Origin of the sequence: Apibacter sp. wkB309 (genome assembly GCF_002964915.1) — a bacterium.
In the GTDB taxonomy this organism is placed as follows: domain Bacteria; phylum Bacteroidota; class Bacteroidia; order Flavobacteriales; family Weeksellaceae; genus Apibacter.
Window position 1 is genome coordinate 712,829 of sequence record NZ_PSZL01000022.1, and the last position, 20,379, is coordinate 733,207.

At 31.3% G+C, this 20,379-nt stretch carries 14 protein-coding genes and 1 pseudogene; 2 read left to right on the top strand and 13 right to left on the bottom strand.

Features of this window, described 5'->3' with window-relative positions; genetic code table 11:
- Nucleotides 1-3: 3 nt before the first annotated feature.
- The 3 genes from C4S75_RS09010 to C4S75_RS09020 all read right to left on the bottom strand — a co-directional run bounded on the left by C4S75_RS09010 (nucleotide 4) and on the right by C4S75_RS09020 (nucleotide 5,657).
- Nucleotides 4-951 carry an endonuclease/exonuclease/phosphatase family protein gene (locus C4S75_RS09010; RefSeq protein WP_105297963.1) on the bottom strand — a complete coding sequence of 316 codons (948 nt, stop codon included), beginning with the start codon at nucleotides 949-951 and terminating at the stop codon, nucleotides 4-6.
- Between the two features lie 10 nt (nucleotides 952-961).
- The gene (locus tag C4S75_RS09015; RefSeq protein ID WP_146105603.1) at nucleotides 962-3,223 is read right to left on the bottom strand and encodes a TonB-dependent receptor; all 2,262 of its coding nucleotides are present in this window, start codon (nucleotides 3,221-3,223) and stop codon (nucleotides 962-964) included.
- 106 nt (nucleotides 3,224-3,329) lie between these two features.
- Nucleotides 3,330-5,657 (bottom strand): glycoside hydrolase family 3 N-terminal domain-containing protein, encoded by a 2,328-nt coding sequence (locus C4S75_RS09020; RefSeq protein ID WP_105297965.1) that lies wholly within the window; start codon nucleotides 5,655-5,657, stop codon nucleotides 3,330-3,332.
- Nucleotides 5,658-6,299: 642 nt separating this feature from the next.
- Here C4S75_RS09020 and C4S75_RS09025 point away from each other — a divergent pair.
- Together C4S75_RS09025 and C4S75_RS09030 are read left to right on the top strand one after the other, a co-directional pair.
- A complete protein-coding gene (locus C4S75_RS09025) occupies nucleotides 6,300-7,160 on the top strand; it encodes an N-acetylglucosamine kinase (protein ID WP_105297966.1) in 861 nt (286 codons plus the stop codon).
- A gap of 110 nt (nucleotides 7,161-7,270) precedes the next feature.
- The gene (locus tag C4S75_RS09030) at nucleotides 7,271-8,065 is read left to right on the top strand and encodes an SDR family NAD(P)-dependent oxidoreductase (protein WP_185116745.1); all 795 of its coding nucleotides are present in this window, start codon (nucleotides 7,271-7,273) and stop codon (nucleotides 8,063-8,065) included.
- 45 nt (nucleotides 8,066-8,110) lie between these two features.
- On the opposite strand, the gene C4S75_RS09035 is transcribed toward C4S75_RS09030, so the two are convergent.
- From C4S75_RS09035 to C4S75_RS10245, 10 genes and pseudogenes are all read right to left on the bottom strand, one after another.
- A complete protein-coding gene (locus C4S75_RS09035) occupies nucleotides 8,111-8,632 on the bottom strand; it encodes a Dps family protein (RefSeq protein WP_255410616.1) in 522 nt (173 codons plus the stop codon).
- A gap of 52 nt (nucleotides 8,633-8,684) precedes the next feature.
- Entirely contained in the window at nucleotides 8,685-9,098 is a 414-nt protein-coding gene (locus C4S75_RS09040; protein WP_185150282.1) for a hypothetical protein, read from the bottom strand.
- 213 nt (nucleotides 9,099-9,311) lie between these two features.
- The gene (gene pgi, locus C4S75_RS09045; RefSeq protein WP_105297968.1) at nucleotides 9,312-10,961 is read right to left on the bottom strand and encodes a glucose-6-phosphate isomerase; all 1,650 of its coding nucleotides are present in this window, start codon (nucleotides 10,959-10,961) and stop codon (nucleotides 9,312-9,314) included.
- 117 nt (nucleotides 10,962-11,078) lie between these two features.
- Nucleotides 11,079-11,720, bottom strand: a complete 642-nt coding sequence (locus C4S75_RS09050; RefSeq protein ID WP_105297969.1) for a hypothetical protein — start codon at nucleotides 11,718-11,720, stop codon at nucleotides 11,079-11,081.
- Nucleotides 11,721-11,779: 59 nt separating this feature from the next.
- Entirely contained in the window at nucleotides 11,780-12,391 is a 612-nt protein-coding gene (locus tag C4S75_RS09055; RefSeq protein WP_105297970.1) for an outer membrane beta-barrel protein, read from the bottom strand.
- Between the two features lie 1,337 nt (nucleotides 12,392-13,728).
- The gene (gene dnaK / locus C4S75_RS09060; protein ID WP_105297971.1) at nucleotides 13,729-15,642 is read right to left on the bottom strand and encodes a molecular chaperone DnaK; all 1,914 of its coding nucleotides are present in this window, start codon (nucleotides 15,640-15,642) and stop codon (nucleotides 13,729-13,731) included.
- A gap of 263 nt (nucleotides 15,643-15,905) precedes the next feature.
- Nucleotides 15,906-17,141, bottom strand: a complete 1,236-nt coding sequence (locus C4S75_RS09065) for a M20 family metallo-hydrolase (RefSeq protein WP_105297972.1) — start codon at nucleotides 17,139-17,141, stop codon at nucleotides 15,906-15,908.
- Nucleotides 17,134-17,634 (bottom strand): L-2-amino-thiazoline-4-carboxylic acid hydrolase, encoded by a 501-nt coding sequence (locus C4S75_RS09070; RefSeq protein ID WP_105297973.1) that lies wholly within the window; start codon nucleotides 17,632-17,634, stop codon nucleotides 17,134-17,136. Before C4S75_RS09070 ends, C4S75_RS09065 begins: the two co-directional genes overlap by 8 nt.
- A gap of 23 nt (nucleotides 17,635-17,657) precedes the next feature.
- Nucleotides 17,658-18,443: an amino acid ABC transporter ATP-binding protein gene (locus C4S75_RS10240; protein ID WP_255410621.1), complete on the bottom strand. Its 786-nt coding sequence runs from the start codon at nucleotides 18,441-18,443 to the stop codon at nucleotides 17,658-17,660.
- Nucleotides 18,444-18,530: 87 nt separating this feature from the next.
- A pseudogene (locus C4S75_RS10245) lies at nucleotides 18,531-20,051 on the bottom strand (ABC transporter substrate-binding protein/permease); the annotation flags it as partial.
- Nucleotides 20,052-20,379 lie beyond the last annotated feature (328 nt).

Below are 20,379 nucleotides of genomic sequence, written 5' to 3' on the forward strand. Positions count from 1 at the left end.
ATTTTAATTATTAAAATACAACACTACAGGATAATGATCTGAATAGATATCCGTAAATTCATCTTTAATTACATCACATTTTACAAGATCTTTTTTCATATTTCCGCTTACATAGAGATAATCATATCTTACGGGAGATTTAGATTGATCATAAAATAATTTAGTTGGTGCAGTCGCTTCAAATTCAGGATGGAATAAACGAAGTGCATCTATAAATCCAAAATCAAGAATTTTTTGCTGGATAGTATAATCTAACTCATTGTCTTTGCCTAAATTCAAATTATACTGTCTTTTCTTTCTGTCTTCCCGTATAAAATTTCTGAGTTTATTATCTTTATATGCACTTTTATCCAATGGAGAAACTGAATTTAAATCCCCCATAAACAACCATTTATCATTAGATGGTTTGGATTGAATGGTAGCTAAAATTTGATCCACTTCATAGCCTCTTTTCTCAGATGAAAATGGGTGAAAATGAGTAACTATAAAATGAAATCCTTCAATTTCAGCTTCTATATATCCATGAATATTATTATCTAATACCCGATGAACATTTACAATCGGGTATTTTGAAGTTATAGCTACCGGAAAAGTTACAGAGCCATCGGTAGAGGGTTCTCTGACAATAACACAATAAGGGTGACCATAACTTTCAGCTAATTTTCTTAAATTTTTTGGATTCGCTCCTTCAGGGGCAAACTCATAAATTCCTGCAGTAAATCCATTCATTTCTTGCAAGGCCAAAATATCCGGATCTTGTTTACGAATCCATTCAGCAAATTTGGATTTATCTTTGGTTGAGTCCTGTTTCATTCCCCAGTAAACATTGTAGCTAATCAGCTTCATTATTTTCTTTTTGATATTGCCTTGTGCATGAATAGGGCTTAAAGGAATTAGAAGGAATAAAAAGAATACCAACTTATATGTATAATAAATCCAATACTTGCTCATTTTTTATTTTTTAAAATTTAAACTTAGTTTTAAATTCCAAGGTAAAAGGTCGGATGTAAGTTCCTGCTACCGGTTTATTATAATAAGGAGTAGGATCTACAGCTGTATTAGTTCCAGATATAGAGCCTTGTGCTCCACTTTGGTTTAATAAGTTAACTGCACTTACTCCAAAACTCAGGTTACTGTTATATTTAAAATCTATACCCGCAAAAGTTTCCCATCTTCCTGCAAAAAATAATGAATTCGTATAATTTGCATATTCTTTACTGAAATATCGCGCACTTCCCCAAAATTTAAATTTCTTCCAATTATAGCTTGGATCTAATTCTATTATGGTTTTTGAAACGCTTCGTGCTATATTTCCATCGTAATCATATTTTACATCATATGCTTCAAATTTGTAATTTTTGTATTCGGGATTTTGTAGGGTAAGTAACATATGAAATTGAAAATTTTTAAATGGTGTAACCAAGGCATCGGTTGTCCATCCTATGGTTTTAACGTCATAGCTAATAGTTTTTTTCATGTAATCGGTTGGATCTTTTGGATTGGTAAAAGTGGAATTATTCGTAAAATTACTTCTTTGAATGTAGGTAACTTTTGATACTACTCTTACCAAAGCATGGTTAAAGTATACTCCGAAAGAAGCTCCGGGTATTTTTGACTTTTTAATTCCCGGGTCGTCTGCACCTGCATAACTACTTAACTTTCCACCCAATTCACCATAGGTTGCTTCTCCTTGAAGTCCAAATGAAGGGATGATTTTCCATAGTGCATTGACTGTAAAAGTTTTATTAATCCAATCTTTTTTAACTTTTGTTTTATTTCCGGATACCCAATTTGTTCCGGCTAATTTTCTGTCTTCTCCTTTATACCATTCTCCGTTAATATTTTGCCATTCCAATCTCACACCTCCACCCACTTGTATTTTATCGGAAGGCGTCCATTTTTCAGTACCATATACAGCCATCTTATTTTCTCCTCCGGTATAATATTGCATAGCGCCATTATGATTATATCCTCCGAATTCGTCTGAACCTTTTCTTGGTGTCCAAGTCCCGGTAAGTGGATCGTAATTTTCTTGAATTAACAGTGATGGATTTGGAGCCACTTCATGATAATAGGAATAAGAGGCCGTATTATAATTGTTGATGTGGTAATACCATTCATTAAATCCGATATTCCAATTGTGTTTAGTCGTTTTTTTGCTTAATTCCACGCGGCTCATATAAGTATTGAATGGAGCTCGGGGGGTGAAAAGCATTAAAACCGATTGTACTTTTCCATTATAAATATTATCGGAACCTACATAACGGAAACGTGTCTTACCTTCAACCGGGTTGCTTATGGACGAATAGTACGGATTAAAATATCCGGATTCAGCATATTGATATCTAAAAATATAATCCAGCTTCATCCCATTTGTAAGGCTATTTTTTCCGATGATATCGAAAATATGATTTTCTCCTCCACTTCCTTTCATTATATCTCGAGTAGTATATTCTCCTGAAAGCGGATCTATATAATGCACCAAACCGGATTTTTCCAGATAGGAATCTCTGCCTAATTTGAACCCTTCTACAGCATCTACTTTTCCATTGGAACGATAGTAATAAGGATTTTGTTTAGTTGTTATCGCTTGTGAGCTGATAAATTTATATTGTACTCCAATTTCTCCTTTTCCATTATTATATTTTTTATTTATAAATACTTTATAAATTTGAGTTTTATCTAAAAATTGCGAAAAGGCAGATGTAAATGTCCCGGGATCCATATTAGCATAAGCACTAACCGAATAATAAAATTCGTTTTTCATAGGTCCGCTAACATTAAAGCTTCCTCTTAATAATCCGTAAGAATTGGTGACAAATTCACCTTTACCTTGTAGTTTATCTGTTCCTTTATTGGTATAAGTATTTACTGATACCCCCACATCCCCTACGCTTATAGCGGTCTTAGCAACATCTAATACGTCCATTTTTTCAAAACTGGAATCTGACCTCCAGGCCCTCACGGGCATTTGTACGACGTAGTCCATCACAACCGGTAAGCCATTTTCTAAAATAGTAGTTCCTCCCACACTTGCCGGTAAACCAATGTTTACATTTCTTGGACCGTTATCGGCTGAGGCATTTAACATCACGGATGTGTTCTGATCTTTTTTTACATCTGTTTTAGTTTTTAAACTATCAGATTTATTCTCTTGTGCCTGTATCAAATTCATAGTAGAAACAATCATAAAAGCACTAAGAGACTTAACTGCTCTTCTCATACTTAATTAATCTTTTTGTGGTTTTAGTTTGTTTATAGCTTTATATTTTATATCATTATAAATTTTGTTTTTTTAATTGTGATAAATCATTAATTAAAATATTTATTTATTTTTTTATGCCGTATTTTGCTGTCCTAGAATCTTTGATAACTCCTTTCCAATCTAAACCAAAACCAAAATTATAGACATTCCCTTCACTATCTTGATGACATTCCATATCAAAAGGAATATCTTCTTTTTGATTTTCAACTGTGTTCATATTTGCGGGCATTTGAAGGGGTAATAATCCGGAGGGTTCGTATTTCCCGGAAATAATATCCATTATGGCTTGTTCTCCAATCCCAAATCTTGCTATTATTCCATCAACTCTAGATTCAAATTCATTAAAAATCATAGGGCGACTGATATTTACTACTACTATGACCGGTTTATTTCCCATTTGACTTTTTGTAGTTAATATGGTAGATAGATCGGATGAATTGGAAACGGTAACCGTTTTATCTTTGTAACTTCGATCTTTAATTGAAGGATCTATTACGGGATCTCCTGCTGCTATACTGTGCTCACGCGCATTTGTAGCCGTATAGCTGTTATATTGTAAGGAGATGGGAACATATCCATTTCCTCCATTATTTCTATCGGCTATATCATATCCCCCGCCATCGTTGTTAGTTTGAGGACTTGAAACAAAGACTATGGAAAAATCTGCTTTTTCAGGATCTTCTGTAACATGATAATATTTCTTAACTAACTCTATATTAACCGAATAATCTAATTTTGGTTCAGACCATTTTCCCCACCAATCTTTTATGGAAGGTTGATAGTTTTTTGGTATATATACCGTTTTTTTATCTTTTATAGGTAGTATTCGTTTTTTATTTTTAAGCAATACCACTGATTTTATTTGTGCTTCATAACCCGCTTGCATAAATTCAGGATTTCCAACTGTTTTAACGCTTTGCTCAACGTTTAAATAGGGATTTTCAAACAAACCTAGCCTGAAAATATTTTTTAATAATCGAATTCCAGATTGCTCAAAACGATTTCTCATATATTTATTACCGTATTCTTTCACTCCCATTTTGTAGGCTTCTAATATGGGTTGCATAACATTGTTGCCTCCAAATTGATCCATTCCGGCCATTAAGGCAATATAATGTCTTTGAGCTATGGTTTTATTTTCCACTCCCCAAGGCTTACCTTTAAATTCATCCGGAGTTTTACCCTCATTGGCTGTTATCAGCCAATCTGTGCATAACACCCCATCATATCCGAACTTATCTCTAAGTAAATCGGTAATGATATATTTATTGAAGCCATTTGCATAATTACTTCCGTCTTTTGATTGATTATATGAAATGGTGTAATAAGGCATAACTGCTGAAGCTTTGGAAGTTTTTCCATTGAGATTAAAAGCTCCGTTAACAAAAGGGCTCATGTGTGTATCAAAATTATTTCCTGGATATACCGCATATTTTCCAAACGCCCAATGCGCATCTCTACCGCCCTCTTCCGGTCCTCCACCCGGCCAGTGTTTAACCATAGTATTAACACTTTTATATCCCCATCCATCTGCAATTTCATCTTTACCAAAAGATGTTTGGAAACCATCTATATAGGCCCTGGCCATATCTGTAGTTAGTTCCGGGCTTTCTCCAAATGTCATGTAGATTCTATACCATCGGGGTTCTGTACCTAAATCTATTTGAGGAGATAAAGCTGTAGTTATTCCTAAAGCCCTATATTCTTGTGCTGCTATGTTACCAAATTTTTGTACAAGTGACGGATCAAATGTTGCTCCTAAGCCTAACCCATCCGGCCAAAGAGATATGGCACCTCCTGCTCCTGCATTAAATTCAGATTTTATATTTCCGGTAACTTGGTCAGAATGTCGGGGATCTGAACTTGTATTTCCCGGAATTCCTAATCCCAACCCCTCCACGTATGCTTGCATTTGATTGTTCCATCGTGCCGCAACTTCAGGGCTTTGAACCGAAGTTATTAATATATGTCTTAAATTATCCTTTTGCAGAAATTTTTTCTGAGCGTCTGATAGTTCCCAAGGTTGTGCACCACTGGCAGAAAAGATTTTTCCATTATAGGTTCCTGATGCGAATCCACTATCGTTTGAAGGTATGGCTTGGTGATTACTATAAAGCATTAATCCTGCAATCTGTTCCAAGGACATTTTTTGAACTAAATCTTTAGCCCTTTCATCTGCGGATAATCTCCAATCTTCATATTTATCAAGTTTTCCGTTTCTATTAAGGTCTTTGAATTTCAAACCGTCAACAGTTATAATTTTTACACCTGATAATGGGGAATATCCTAAATTGACTCCATTTCCATTATCGATTAAAATAAATTCTTTTTGCTGCGCTTTTGAAAAAAAAAGAGACAAGATTGTTAAAGTAGTAAAAATCTTTCTTCTCATATATGTAGTTTTTTAATTTATTTTTTATAAAAATTACTATAAACATGTATGTTTAACGTGTTTATACAAATATAAATTAAATATCCTATTATAGTATAAATTATCAAAGAGATGTAAGCTAACCTTAAATCATTACACATTTAAATATATCATTATCATATAATTAACAATATTGTAATTGATTAATATCATATTTATAAATGAATAATTTTATCTAATATCAAGGTTAAAATGGTGTTTTTGATGCTTGGAAACCTTACTACTTCATTGACTTAATTGAAGTAAATGTTAATTTTTTAACAAAATTTTAATTTCTCTATATTCTATTGGCAGAACAGAGTATCCATAAATTTAATACGTATAAAATTAAATTTATTTTATTTTTTAAACCTAATCATATGATTTAAATCAATAATTGATAAATATTTACTGTTTCAATGATATCTTTTATTAATTTTAGTCTGTAAAGAGATAGTTTAACTATTTCAAACATTAGTATATATACTTATCAGTTGTAATAAATTGAGCACATCAACCATTACTAATAAGATAATTTAACCAGCATTTATTGAATATTTATTTTTATTATAAATATTTTTATTTTGTACTTTTGAAACATAACTAAAATTAAAAACAAAAAATATGATTCTTCTAGCAGATTCAGGTGCTACTAAAGCCGATTGGATAGCCATTGATAATAATGGCAATCGTCTATTTTCAACACAAACTAAAGGTTTAAGTCCCGAAGCCATAAATAAAGAGGAAATGATCAAAAGATTAAATGAACGTTTTGACATTTACCAAAATAAACCCGCTGTAAAAAAAATATTTTTTTATGGGGCAGGATGTGGAACTGATAATATGAAAGATATTGTAAGAAATGCATTAACAGAATCTTTCCCTAATGCTGAAGAAATTGTGGTTGAAGAAGATACCTATGGAGCCGTTTATGCAACCACGCCTCCGGGAACTCAAGCCATAGTATGTATCTTAGGTACCGGATCTAATTGCAGTTATTATGACGGAGAACTTTTACATCAAAAAGTTTTATCTCTAGGATATCTTTTAATGGATGATTGCAGCGGTAATAAATTAGGAGCAGATTTGATTCGTGCCTATAATTTTAAAACACTTCCTCATGAATTATCAATAAAATTGTCGAAAGAGTATAATATGGATATAGATTTTATAAAAGAAAATCTATATAAAAAACCTAATCCCAATGCTTATCTTGCCACATTTGCTAAATTTATTATTCAAAACAAAGATCATGAATTTATCCAGCAAATCATTGATAAACAAATTCAAACCTTTATCGATTTATATATAAAACAATACGATAATTGCACTCAAGTACCAATCAATTTTAACGGTTCCATCGGTTTTTATTTAAAAGATGAATTAGAGAAAAAATTATCTGAAAATGGAATGAAATTAGGTATAGCTTTACGAAGACCTATTGATGGTCTGATTGACTATATCTGTACTCATAGACTTACTTAAAATTTGAATTTTAATTGGTTTAAAAGGAATGAGTATGTCATTCCTTTTTTCTTTTTGGATAGCTAGATTTTAAAATTAATTTTATTTTTGTTTAGTATTAAACTATAAAAATGTCTAAAATAATTATAATTACAGGAACCTCATCCGGCGTGGGATTGGCTTTGGGAAATTATTTATTTAAGAAGGGTTACAATGTATACGGTTTGAGTCGTTCAGTACCTAAAAATGCTAAATTTACTACTATTCCAACTGATATAACTAATGAAAAAGAAGTTGATGATGCATTAGATCAAATTCTTGCTAAAAATTCAACCATTGATCTGTTAATCAATAATGCAGGTAAAGGTATGGTTGGGCCTGTTGAAAACGCTAAAAAAAATGAAATTTTAGATTTATTCACCCTAAATATTGTGGCACCCTCTTATCTGACTTCAAAGGTTTTACCAATTATGCGTAAAAGTAATAAAGGTAAAATTTTTAATATATCATCGATTGGAAGTGAAATGGGTCTACCATTCAGAGGTTTTTATTCGGGTTCAAAATCTGCTTTAGACATGATTACAGAATCGTTGCGTTATGAATTAAAAAATTCGGGTATTGAGGTATGTACAGTAAATTTAGGGGACATACGAACAGATATAGCAGCTCATAGGATTAAAAGTGATATTTCGGTTGACTATGCTAAAGTTTTTGATAAAGTATATGATCATATGAATGCGGATGTTTCAAATGGTTTAGACCCCGAGACTATTGCTCCCTTTATAGAAAAATTATTTACTCAAAAAAATAAATTAAAACCCCATTATTATTTTGGAACAGCTATCCAAAAATTATCTATTTGGGTTAAAACCATAATTCCACAATTGTGGTTTGAAAAAATTATAGCTAAATATTCAGGTTTGTAACAAAAAAAACCTCTTTAAAAGAGGTTTTTTGTACTTAATTTATAATTATTTAGCTGAGGCACGTAGCATCCATGCCATAGATTCGTGCTGTTCCATAACTCCGGTTAAAAAATCACTGGTTCCATCATCTTTATTTTGGTCAGCAGTTGGTATAAATTCTGCCCGGATCAAACGGATGATCGTTTCATGATCCTGACATAATTCTACTAATATAGTCTTTTCGTCATCTACTTCTTCTCCGTCATGTTCTAGTAAGTCAACTACTGCACTGAATTGTTTAAATGATCCCAGCGCATAATGACCTAATTTCCTTATCCTTTCTGCCACTTCGTCAATAATTTCTGCAATTTCTTTATATTGCTCTTCTAATAATAAATGTATAGATCTGAAATGTGGACCTTCTACATTCCAATGAAATTTTCTGGTTTTCGTATAAAGAAAATATTCATTGGCTAACAATCTGTTTAGTGCATCGGACACTAATTGTTTATTTTCTTCACTAAGCCCTATGTTGGCTTCTATGTGCCTTACTTTTTCAGACACAGGTTTTTTGGTTTTTGTTTTCAAAATAAATTTATGTTATATAGGTTTTACATACTCTATAATAATAAATAAATGATTATTGTAACCTTTTCAATCTAAACAATAATTGTTGAATGGCTTCTTGATAATCATCAAAAATGGACAATGCATAGTCATCGACAAATAATTCTCTACCGTCTTGTAGTAATAGGTAAAAATTCTCACAATGTTTAATAATATCTTTAGGCGTAGGAGTTTCTTTAATAGTTACTTCAATATCTCCAAATTGAGCATAAGCTGTTTCAACCAAGCGGTCAATTACATCTAATACTGAATCAATAGCCTGATCTAAAGCAATATGTGTTGCATAACTTCCTTTGCCGGTTACTTGCCAATGATATAGTTTTAAACTGCTGTTATATGAAAAAATTTCACCAAAAAATTTACCTAATTTTTTGTTTTTTGAAGAGTCGTTGTAAGTGCTTTTCACTACGTTTTGTTCTTTGATCATAATTTTAAATTTTTAGTTTTCTATTTATTAATATTTGATTTGTATTTATAAAATGCAAATATCAGACCTAAAGCGTTTAACTCTATATTATTTTAAAAACCTATGATAAAGCTGTAATTTGTTTTTTATAGTGAACCGTAAACTTTTGATTTTACGAATAAAAAAAAGATCGTCTAATGAGTCGATCTTTTTTTTATTTAGACATATATAAAATTATCTCATTTTTTTATAGGCATTTATCAGCCCATTAGTTGAAGAATCATGTGTAGTTATTTCTTGATCTCCTGATAATTCAGGCAGCACTTTGTTGGCCAATTGTTTGCCTAATTCTACGCCCCATTGATCGAAACTGAAAATATTCCAGATAACTCCTTGTACAAATATTTTTTGCTCATATATAGCAATTAATTTTCCTAATAATTTAGGTGTTAGAATTTTATACAAAAAGGAATTGGTTGGACGATTTCCTTCAAATATTTTATATGGTTTTAATTTATTAATTTCCTCTTCATTTTTCCCCTGATCTTTTAATTCTTTATAAACTACTTCTTCCGTTTTACCAAAAGCTAATGCTTCTGTTTGTGCGAAAAAGTTGGATATAAGTTTTTCATGATGATCTGAGACTTTATTTAGTGTTTGGGCACCTGCAAAAAAATCACAAGGAATAAGTTTTGTTCCTTGATGTATCAATTGATAAAATGCATGTTGTCCATTAGTTCCCGGTTCTCCGAAAATTATTGGTCCGGTCTGATAATCAACTTTTTTACCGCTCCGGTCTATATATTTTCCATTGGATTCCATATCTCCTTGTTGAAAATAGGCTGCAAACCGATGTAAATATTGTTCATAGGGAAGTAAAGCAACATCTTCAGCGCCAAAAAAGTTATTATACCAAATACCTAATAAAGCTAAAATTACCGGTATGTTTTTATTTAGTTCCGTATTTCTAAAATGTATATCAACTTCATTTCCTCCTTCTAACAATTCGGTAAAATTGTCATATCCGACAGCTAAACATATGCTCAGTCCAATAGCTGACCAAATAGAATATCTTCCACCTACCCAATCCCAAAATTCAAACATATTGTCTTGACTAATTCCAAATTTTGTTACGGCTTCTTGATTGGTTGATAGGGCAACAAAATGTTTTGCTACTTCAGATTCTAATTTTGCTGATTTTAAGAACCAATCTTTTGCTGTTTGAGCATTGGTCATAGTTTCTTGAGTAGTAAATGTTTTAGATGCCACAATAAACATTGTTGTTTCCGGATTTAACGGTTTTAATGTTTCTACTATGTGAGTTCCATCAATATTGGATACAAAATGTAAATTGAGTCTGGTTTTATAATATTTTAGCCCTTCTACAACCATCAAAGGTCCTAAGTCAGAACCACCAATACCAATATTAACCACATCAGTAATTGCTTTTCCTGTATACCCTTTCCATTCGCCTGAAATTACTGATTCAGAAAATTTTTGCATCTGCGAAAGAACTTTGTTTATCTTAGGCATTACATCTTCTCCGTCAACTATTACCGGTGTATTTTTTCGATTTCTTAAAGCTGTGTGTAAAACTGCTCTATTTTCTGTCTCATTAATTTTATCGCCACTAAATTGTTTTTCAATTGCTTCTTTAACTTGGGTTTCCTCAGCCAGTTGGATTAATAATTTCAATGTTTTTTCTTCTATTCTGTTCTTAGAATAATCAAAAAGAATATCATTAAATTGTATTGAAAATTTATCAAATCTTTGAGGATCTTCTTTAAACCATTGACGAAGGTGTTTATCTTTTATTTGGTCGTAATGTTCTTTTAATAATTGCCATGCACGGGTTTCTGTTGGATTAATCTTAGATAATGCCATAATACATTTATTTATTAGTAAATACTAGCAAATTTACTTATTTATCACATGTAATCAACAAAAAAACCTCTGAAATAAATCAGAGGTTTTTTATATTATTTTTTTTAATTTATAAAATTAAAAACTGAATTTTTTAGTAACTCCTACGTGAATAGATTTTCCAAACGTTAAGTCAAAATCTTTGCTTTTGTTATAATTTTTATAATCCAAGGCTACGTTTTCTTTTGTATCGCTCCATTCAACTCCTCCAAAAGAAACATTTAAACCAAAATTATTTTTAAAGTTTATAAATAAAGCAGGGGCAAAATCGATGTAATATCCATATCCTCTAACTCTATTTTCAACTAACATATCTGCCTCATTGTAGATAGAATTACCTGGAGTTTTTTTGCTGTCAGAACGGTATTGTTGATACCCGGCTCCTAAATCTGCGTATACACCAAAAATTTCACTAAAAGGTTTATAATAACGAACAAAACCGCCAATTCTACTTTCGTATGCTTTATCTTGAATACTGTAGTTTGGAAGCTTTTCATAAGTATGTTTATCATAAGATAAGCTGGTTTTGGCTCCTACAAACCAATTATCAGCTACTTCATAAGCTATTACAGGTGTAAAAGTAACATTATTGGTTTTTTCTTCATTATAACCATTAACTCTTTTAAGGCTAAAATCTGTACCCAAAAGGATAGAATTCTTTTGAGCTTGAGCAGACAACACACTAAAAAGGGTAAGGGTTGCTATTATAATTTTTTTCATGCTTTTTCTTTTTAATTAGTTATATAACTTGCGTTAAATAATTTTATCCTATAATTAAATTATAGTGAAAAGTTTTTAGAAATACCAATATTGAAAGCATTTCCAAACGTTACATCAACCCCGTTAGATTTATTTTTTGTTCCTTTTTCTTTTAAATGGTTGTATTCAACTCCACCAATGCTAAAATTCAATCCAAAATTATTTTTGAAATTAATGAATAGTGCAGGGTTAAATCCTATGTAAAATCCATCTGCTTTATTTTCATATTTTGCGAAAGCATCATGTCCTTTGGTTTTTTGCTCTTGCCAACCTGCACCCAAATCAGCATATACTGCAAAAGTTTCACTTAATGGTTGTGAATAACGTATAAAACCTCCGATTTTTGAAGTTTTAGTATCTCCATCAAGTAAATTAGATTCTTGAAGTGCTTTACTATCTAAATCCGCTTTTGTAAAAGCTACTTTTGCTCCAATAGTTAAATGATCAGTAAATTGATATCCTAAATAAGGAGCCCATTCGTAAGTGTCCAATTTTTGTTTTCCTGAATTTCCTCCAAATTTGTTTTCGGTGTGATTGTAACCTACATTACCTCCTAATAAAATACTGTTTTTTTGTGCATTCATAGTTGATAATCCAAAAACTACTGCTGCAAACAACACTAACTTTTTCATAATTTTCTTTTTTGTAAAATAATTTAATTCAAAATTTATTTAATTCTAATTCTTCCACTTAAAAACGTAGTAGAACCTAAATTTAGCTAATTTCGTGTTAAAACTATACTAAATACCGTGCCAAAGTTAACATTATGTTAAAAAAAACATCATATCTACTATTAATTTATATTGGATCAATATACAAATAAATTAACTTTGCATAATTATTCAGTTATATTTTTATAAACAATATCTAAATTTAGCATGCAAATATAAATAAATACTCTCTTATAAAGTAATTTGATACTTAATTTATTTTTTTACATGCAAATTTTGCGTTTTCTATTAAATTAATATTAATTTTTTAAGAAAAAATATTTGTAAATAAAAATTTAAAATGATTTTTTTAACAAATATTGCTGCATTTTTAATTGGTTATATACCAAATACAATTTTTAACATTTTTTTTATTTATTTTAATTTATAATTGGAAAAATAAAATGTGTCATTTTAGAAAAACAAATTGTACATAAAACGCAAAAAAAGCCTTTTATTTTTAAGGCTTTTTTTGTATAATATATTTTGCTTTAATAATAAAATGATAATTTATTCTTGTTTACAAGTTTAAATAAGGATTGCATCTGCTTTTTTTCATCAAAAGTAACATATGCTAAAAAGTCTTCGCAATGATTATAGCCTGATATCTTTTTAGTATTATATATAAAATTGAATCCAAATAAGTTAACAACCCCACTTAACTATGCAGATCATATCTATCAATTATCTCATATAATAAAATTTACTTTAATATACACATTTAACTTTAATACAATTAAAACAAATGACTGATTATTAATTACTTAAATCTATAGTCAGTTATTTTTTTTAAATATATTATGACTTTGAATAATTTATTATTCTGCTTTTTTTACCATTTTAAAGCAATATTCATACATTAATATACTGTTTTTTCATGTTTTGACTAATTAATAGACTAACCAACTTTTCTTTATCATATAAAACAAATAAAAAAAGAGTTATGATAATACATACTCTTTTTTAGTTTTAAATATTAAATAAACCCTTTTAAATTATGCCTCTATAGGATTCAAGGATTTTTAGAATGTTTATTAATAAAGATGAGGTATTAAGCATTTTTAATGGTAGTAAGTAGAAATTTTATTTTTCTAGCCAATATTTTCAAAATCATTTAAACCCTTTACTAGATTGAATTTTCCTAATTTTTTAATTTATCAAAAATGTACAATTTGTTTTTTCCTCTTATATATACATTAAAAAAACCTCAGAATTAAAATTCTGAGGTTTTCCAATTATACTGTGTATTATTTCTATTTTTATTTCACTTCTTCGAAATCTACATCTTCAACATTATCTCCCCCTTGATTAGGATTACTTGATGATCCTTCTCCTCCGCCTTGAGCTCCCGGATTTGCTCCTTCAGCTGTTTGACCGGATTTATATAAATCTTCTGAAGCGGAAGCCCATACAGCATTAATTTTTTCCATTGCCGTTTCAATTGCCGGAATGTCTTTGCTTTCATGTGCTTTTTTCAAGTCTGCCAACGCATCTTCAATCGGTTGTTTTTTCTCTGCCGGTAATTTTTCTCCAAATTCTTTTAATTGTTTTTCTGTTTGGAAAATCATTGCATCCGCAGAATTTAATTTCTCAACTTCTTCTTTTCTCTTTTTATCTGCTTCAGCGTTAGCTTCTGCTTCTTTCTTCATTTTTTCAATTTCTGCTTCACTTAATCCGGAAGATGCTTGAATTTTTATGGATTGTTCTTTTCCAGTTCCTTTATCTTTAGCCGATACGCTTAAAATACCATTAGCATCAATATCGAAGGTTACTTCAATTTGTGGGACTCCTCTTGGTGCCGGTGGTATATCCACTAAATCGAATTTTCCGATTTCTTTATTATCGTTGAACATAGGTCGCTCTCCTTGCCCTACTCTAATAGTAACTGCCGGTTGATTATCTGCTGCAGTTGAAAACGTTTCAGATTTTTTAGTTGGAATGGTGGTATTGGCATCAATTAATTTGGTAAATACACCTCCGTAAGTTTCAATTCCTAAGGAAAGCGGAGTAACATCTAATAATAAAACATCTTTTACATCTCCTGTTAATACACCTCCTTGAATTGCAGCTCCAATAGCAACCACTTCATCAGGGTTTACTCCTTTGGAAGGTTTTTTACCGAAAAATTTTTCAACTTCTTCTTGGATCACCGGGATACGTGTTGAACCTCCGACCAATAATACTTCATCAATATCTGAAGTTTTTAATCCTGCATCTTCTAACGCTTTTTTACAAGGTTCCATAGATCTTTTAACAAGATCGGCTGCTAATTGTTCAAATTTTGCTCTTGTTAACGTTTTTACCAAGTGTTTTGGACCGGAAGCTGTAGCGGTAATATAAGGTAAATTTATCTCTGTTTGAGTAGATGAAGATAATTCTACTTTCGCTTTTTCAGCGGCTTCTTTCAATCTTTGTAATGCAATTGGATCTGCTTTTAAATCTACACCTTCTGCAGATTTGAATTCTTCTGCCAACCAATTAATGATTACATCATCAAAATCATCCCCTCCTAAGTGTGTATCTCCATTAGTTGACAATACTTCAAATACTCCGTCTCCTAAGTCAAGAATAGAAATATCAAAAGTACCTCCACCTAAGTCATATACTGCTACTTTTTGGTCTTTATGAGCTTTATCTAATCCGTAAGCCAAGGCTGCCGCGGTAGGCTCATTTATAATTCTTTCCACTTTTAAACCGGCAATTTCACCTGCTTCTTTCGTTGCTTGTCTTTGCGCATCATTAAAATAAGCAGGAACTGTAATTACTGCTCGATCTACAGTTTCTCCTAAGAAATCTTCTGCTGTTTTCTTCATTTTTTGAAGAATCATAGCAGAAATTTCTTGTGGAGTATATAATCTTCCGTTAATATCTACTCTTGGAGTATCGGAATCACCTTTTACTACTTTATAAGGAACTCTTGAAATTTCACCTGCATCTGATGAAAATCTAGTACCCATAAATCTTTTTATGGAATATACGGTATTGTGTGGATTGGTTACTGCTTGTCTTTTAGCAGGGTCCCCCACTTTAATTTCTCCATCTTCCATAAAAGCAACTACGGATGGAGTAGTTCTTTTTCCTTCAGCATTAGTAATAACGGTAGGATCGCTACCTTCCATTACAGCTACACAAGAATTCGTTGTTCCTAAATCAATTCCTATAATTTTACTCATGTTTATATTTTTTCTTTAATTACTTATGGTTATTAATTATACTAAATACTACTATTACTTATATAATTGTTTATGCAATTTCAATGATTATGCCATGAAGCATTATATAAACATTTGTCATAATTAATTTTTTGCAAGCTGACATATTGTCTAAGCATATTTACTTCACCTTCGATTTCATCTATAATGTTAATTAAAAAGGTAGAACTTTAATGCTCTACCTTACCCACTTAATCTATTTAATCTATTAATTGGTTTATTCTTTATCTTTTAGATAAATGTTTTACTGCATTTAATAAAACATTAGCACCGGCACTCATCCATTCCGGTTTAATTTCTTCCTTTTCGTTATGACTTATTCCTTTAATACAAGGTATAAAAATCATGGAAGTCGGGGCTATTTTAGAAATATTACACGAGTCATGTCCGGCTCCTGAAACCATTGTTCTATGGGGATAGTTTAGATTTTTAGTTACTTGGCGTACCACTTCAATGCAGGTATCATCAAAAGGTAAGGGAGGAAAGGATAATATAGGACGGATGTTATAGGTTAGATTTAATTTCTCGGCTATTTGATGTATTTTTTCGAACAATTGTTGATCCATCCTTTGTAATCCCTTTTCTGAAGGATGTCTAAATTCAACTGAAAACCAAGCTTTATCGGAAATAACATTTCTGGAATTTGGGGTAATTTTTACCATTCCAACGGTTGCCCTGCCCTCCGGTTTTTCATTTTTTCCTATCGTGTTGACTTCAAGAACTGCCTCGGCAAGCCCATGTAAGGCATCTTGACGTACTTCCATAGGAGTTGTTCCGGCATGAGAGGCCATCCCTGTGAATTCTACATCGTACCATTTTTGACCTAAAGCGCCGGTCACGATTCCTATTAATTCATTATGGTTTTCTAATATCGGCCCTTGCTCAATATGCAGTTCCAGTGAAGCATGGATTTTATAATTTGAAAAATTATCTTTTCCAGCATATCCGATTCTTTCTAATTCTTGTTTAATGGTATTTCCTTCACTATCTATACACGACCAACCATCTTGTAAAGAAGTTAAACCTGAAAAAACGGCCGAACCTATCATGGCAGGAGCGAAACGTGAACCTTCTTCATTGGTCCAGCTTACAACATCTATGGGGCGATCAGTCTTTATATTATGGTCATTCAATGAGTAAACAACTTCCATGGCAGCTAAAACCCCATAGATACCGTCGTATTTACCTCCTAAGGGCTGACTATCTATGTGAGAACCTATAAGGACAGGGCTCAAACGGTTATCTTCACCGGATCTTCTGGCGAAAATGTTTCCCATTGCATCTATTTTTATTGAACACCCGGCTTTCTTCGCCAGAGATATAAACAAATCACGAGCTTGTTTATCTAAATCTGTGAGCGTTAAACGATGTACCCCTCCATTTGGTGTACCTCCTATGGTAGCGAAATCGGCTAACCACGTTTGTAGTCTCTTTGAATTTATATGTAAATTATCATTCATTGGAAATATCTGTTTTCCCTTTTTCTAGTTTATAATGAAAATCACAAAAACCGTCTCCATTCATTATAGTATGGGGACGAGTTAATTTTACATTTGGAGCATATCCTTCAATAAATTTAGCATCTCTGTTGCAGGATAGTAAAAATCCAATTTCGCCCAATCCCATTTCATGATACATTTCTGCATATCGACATCTTTTCACATTATAATCATATTGGTTCTCATTATTAACAACCACTTCTGTTTCTAGTGCATCATCTTTTTCCCATAAATATTGGAGAGCTACAAAACTTTGTACTGAGGTTGGTCCATCTTCTTTTTGGGCAAAATCTTTTCCGGCCTGAATGGCTGCATTAGCTACGGCTTCTTCAATAATCGATTTTGCCTGTTCAAGTCCATACTCTCTCTTTAAAATATCGTATATGGGTTTTATTATTTCTGCTTCAATTTTTCTTCTTTGTAAAATACCTATTTCTTCTTTTTGATTCTTCATACTTGTATTTACTTATGTTTATTTTAAATAGTATAATCAATGGGAGCAACATTTCCAATGAATTTTAGCAATCTTTCATCCTTGGATTTTTTCATTTGTTGAGGTTCTTCATTATATAAAATTTTTCCTGATTCCATAAAAACAATTCTATCTGATACTTCAAATGCGAATTTCATTTCATGAGTAACAATTATCATAGTCATGCCTTCAGTAGATAATTCTTTTATAACTTTCAATACTTCTTGAACTAATTCAGGATCTAAAGCGGATGTAGGTTCATCAAATAACATAATGTCGGGCTGTATAGCCAATGCTCTTGCTATCGCTACCCGCTGTTGCTGCCCTCCTGATAATTGGTGGGGGTATTTATTGGCATGAACCAACATACCTACTTTATCTAACATTGCCAATGCGTACATACGCAGCAGCTGTTTATCTTTATTTTTTTTATGATATAAAGGGGCCAACATAATATTTTCTAAGACCGTTTTGTGTGGAAAAAGATTATACGATTGAAAAACCATACCTATCCTCATTTCCTGAAGTTTCATTTTTGATTTATGAAATTTACTTTTATTTTTAGCTATAAGAGAAACTTCTCCCATTTCAATATCTCCTTCATCTATTGTTTCTAAACCGTTTATGGATCTTATTAAGGTACTTTTTCCGGATCCTGATGGACCTATAATACTAATTACTTTTCCCCAAGGAACGCTTAAACATATATTATTTAATACTAATGTAGCTCCAAATGTTTTTGTTATATTTTTTAATTCTAAAGCGGTTGAGCCCTTATTCGTATTTTTTATCTTCGAATATTCTCTTAATTTTTCAAAATTAACTTGTATTGAACTATCAATGTCTGTGCTTTTTTTATGGACATCAAATTTTGCTTCAAATTTGTTAATAACCCATGTTACGAAAGTAACTATTAGTATGTAATAGATAGCAACTGCTAACAGGGTTTCCATAACCAGAAAGTTACGTGTATACAATTGCTGTCCAACCATCAATATTTCAGTCAAGGAAATCACCGATACCAATGAGGTTAACTTAACTATGGTAATGTATTGATTAGCGAGTGACGGTAAGGCTATCCTAAATGTTTGAGGGGCAACAATCAATCTCATGATTCCCCAGTAGGATATACCCAGTGCTTTTCCCGCTTCATATTGTCCTTTGGGTATAGCTTGTAATGCTCCTCTATGTATTTCCGCTATATAGGCTGTTTCACTTAAAACTAAGGCTATTAAACCGGATATGAAGGGATTAGATAGTATTATCGAGCTTTTAGGCCAAATTTGAGGTAGATTATATATAAATATTAATAATACCAATAAAGGTAAACTCCTGAAAAACCAAATATAACCCTTGGAAATAGTTCTTAAAAAAGAATGAGAACTCTGTCTCATTAATGCTACCAAAAAGCCTAAAACTACTCCTATACACCAAGTTAATGTACTTAACTCGATTACAGTTAAACAAGCTTTCCAAAAATCTGTGTTAATAAATTGATTTTTAAAATATTTCCAATCGAAAATTGTATTCTTTTCTTGAGATGAAATCGATTCTTCATCTATCTTATATTTATGTAGTAATTCTTGACTTGGATAAGCCAAATTATATTTGTCCAACAGCTGCTGATATTCTCCCGATTTCCTTAGTTCTTGTATAACTTGTGCGATTTTATTTTTTAAGGCTATGTTATCATTTTTAAATGCTAAACCTATTAATACGGGATCTATCATTTCGTGTGTAGAAATTACCAATTTATCTCCTAATCTGTCAATTAACATTTTAGCTACTGCCGCATCTTCATATTGTACGTCCACGCCTTTGGATAATAACGCATGTGAAGCCTCGGGAGCGCTGGGGTATTCTTTAACTTCAATTGCTTGTTTATTATTCTTAAAACAGAAATTCTTGGTAACATCATTCAATTTAGGAATCCATGCCGCCCCTTTCATGGAAGAAATTTTCTTTCCGCATAAGTCTTGTAAGGATAACGGACGGTAGGATTCGTCTTTTCTAACAACTAATACACCTCCGGTTTGTAGATAGGGTAAAAACGAAACTTGTTGAGCTCGTTGCGGATTAATATACAATGCTGATGCTATAAGATCATAATGTCCTGCATTTAAGCCCATAATTATATTTTCTATTCTGGTATCTTTAAAGACTACTTTAAGATTTAATTTATCTCCTATTAATCTCATTAAGTCAGGGTCAAAACCTCTGGGAATTCCTTCTAAATAGGCATAGGGAGCATAAGTTAGGTCAATACCAACCGCTAATTCGCCTTTTTTTAGAGTTTGTGATTGATAAATCGTTGTACTAAATAGAAAGATTAGCACGTATACATATTTAGAAAACAAAGTATAAAATCGAAGATCTATTTTAAATAATTGGTTATTCACAAGCAATATTATTTTATTCAATATAAAAAATAACAAAGTTTAATTCCTATTAAACTGATAGGCAAACTTACTTATTATTTGAATTATAATAAACTTATTTTTTTATCTTTTTATAAATCTAAATAATTAAATTTTTATTCAACCTCTGCTTTTTGCAGAATTAAAAATTTTATAAAAGACAACCGGTTAATCTAATAGAATTATCATATAATAATTTAAAAATACATTTATATCACATAATCACAATATTATATATACTTTGAATTTTAATTCAGAATATAAAATTAAATATTTTTTTCTATATTTGATAAATTTATAAATATTATGA

Coding starts and splice junctions, on each gene's coding strand:
- pgi (WP_105297968.1), bottom strand. CDS start 10,961: ATGGCATTATCTAAGATTAATCCAACAGAAACCCGTGCATGGCAATTA.
- dnaK (WP_105297971.1), bottom strand. CDS start 15,642: ATGAGTAAAATTATAGGAATTGATTTAGGAACAACGAATTCTTGTGTA.
- C4S75_RS09070 (WP_105297973.1), bottom strand. CDS start 17,634: ATGAAGAATCAAAAAGAAGAAATAGGTATTTTACAAAGAAGAAAAATT.
- C4S75_RS09065 (WP_105297972.1), bottom strand. CDS start 17,141: ATGAATGATAATTTACATATAAATTCAAAGAGACTACAAACGTGGTTA.
- C4S75_RS09010 (WP_105297963.1), bottom strand. CDS start 951: ATGAGCAAGTATTGGATTTATTATACATATAAGTTGGTATTCTTTTTA.
- C4S75_RS09020 (WP_105297965.1), bottom strand. CDS start 5,657: ATGAGAAGAAAGATTTTTACTACTTTAACAATCTTGTCTCTTTTTTTT.
- C4S75_RS09030 (WP_185116745.1), top strand. CDS start 7,271: ATGTCTAAAATAATTATAATTACAGGAACCTCATCCGGCGTGGGATTG.
- C4S75_RS09015 (WP_146105603.1), bottom strand. CDS start 3,223: ATGAGAAGAGCAGTTAAGTCTCTTAGTGCTTTTATGATTGTTTCTACT.
- C4S75_RS09050 (WP_105297969.1), bottom strand. CDS start 11,720: ATGAAAAAAATTATAATAGCAACCCTTACCCTTTTTAGTGTGTTGTCT.
- C4S75_RS09055 (WP_105297970.1), bottom strand. CDS start 12,391: ATGAAAAAGTTAGTGTTGTTTGCAGCAGTAGTTTTTGGATTATCAACT.
- C4S75_RS09040 (WP_185150282.1), bottom strand. CDS start 9,098: ATGATCAAAGAACAAAACGTAGTGAAAAGCACTTACAACGACTCTTCA.
- C4S75_RS09025 (WP_105297966.1), top strand. CDS start 6,300: ATGATTCTTCTAGCAGATTCAGGTGCTACTAAAGCCGATTGGATAGCC.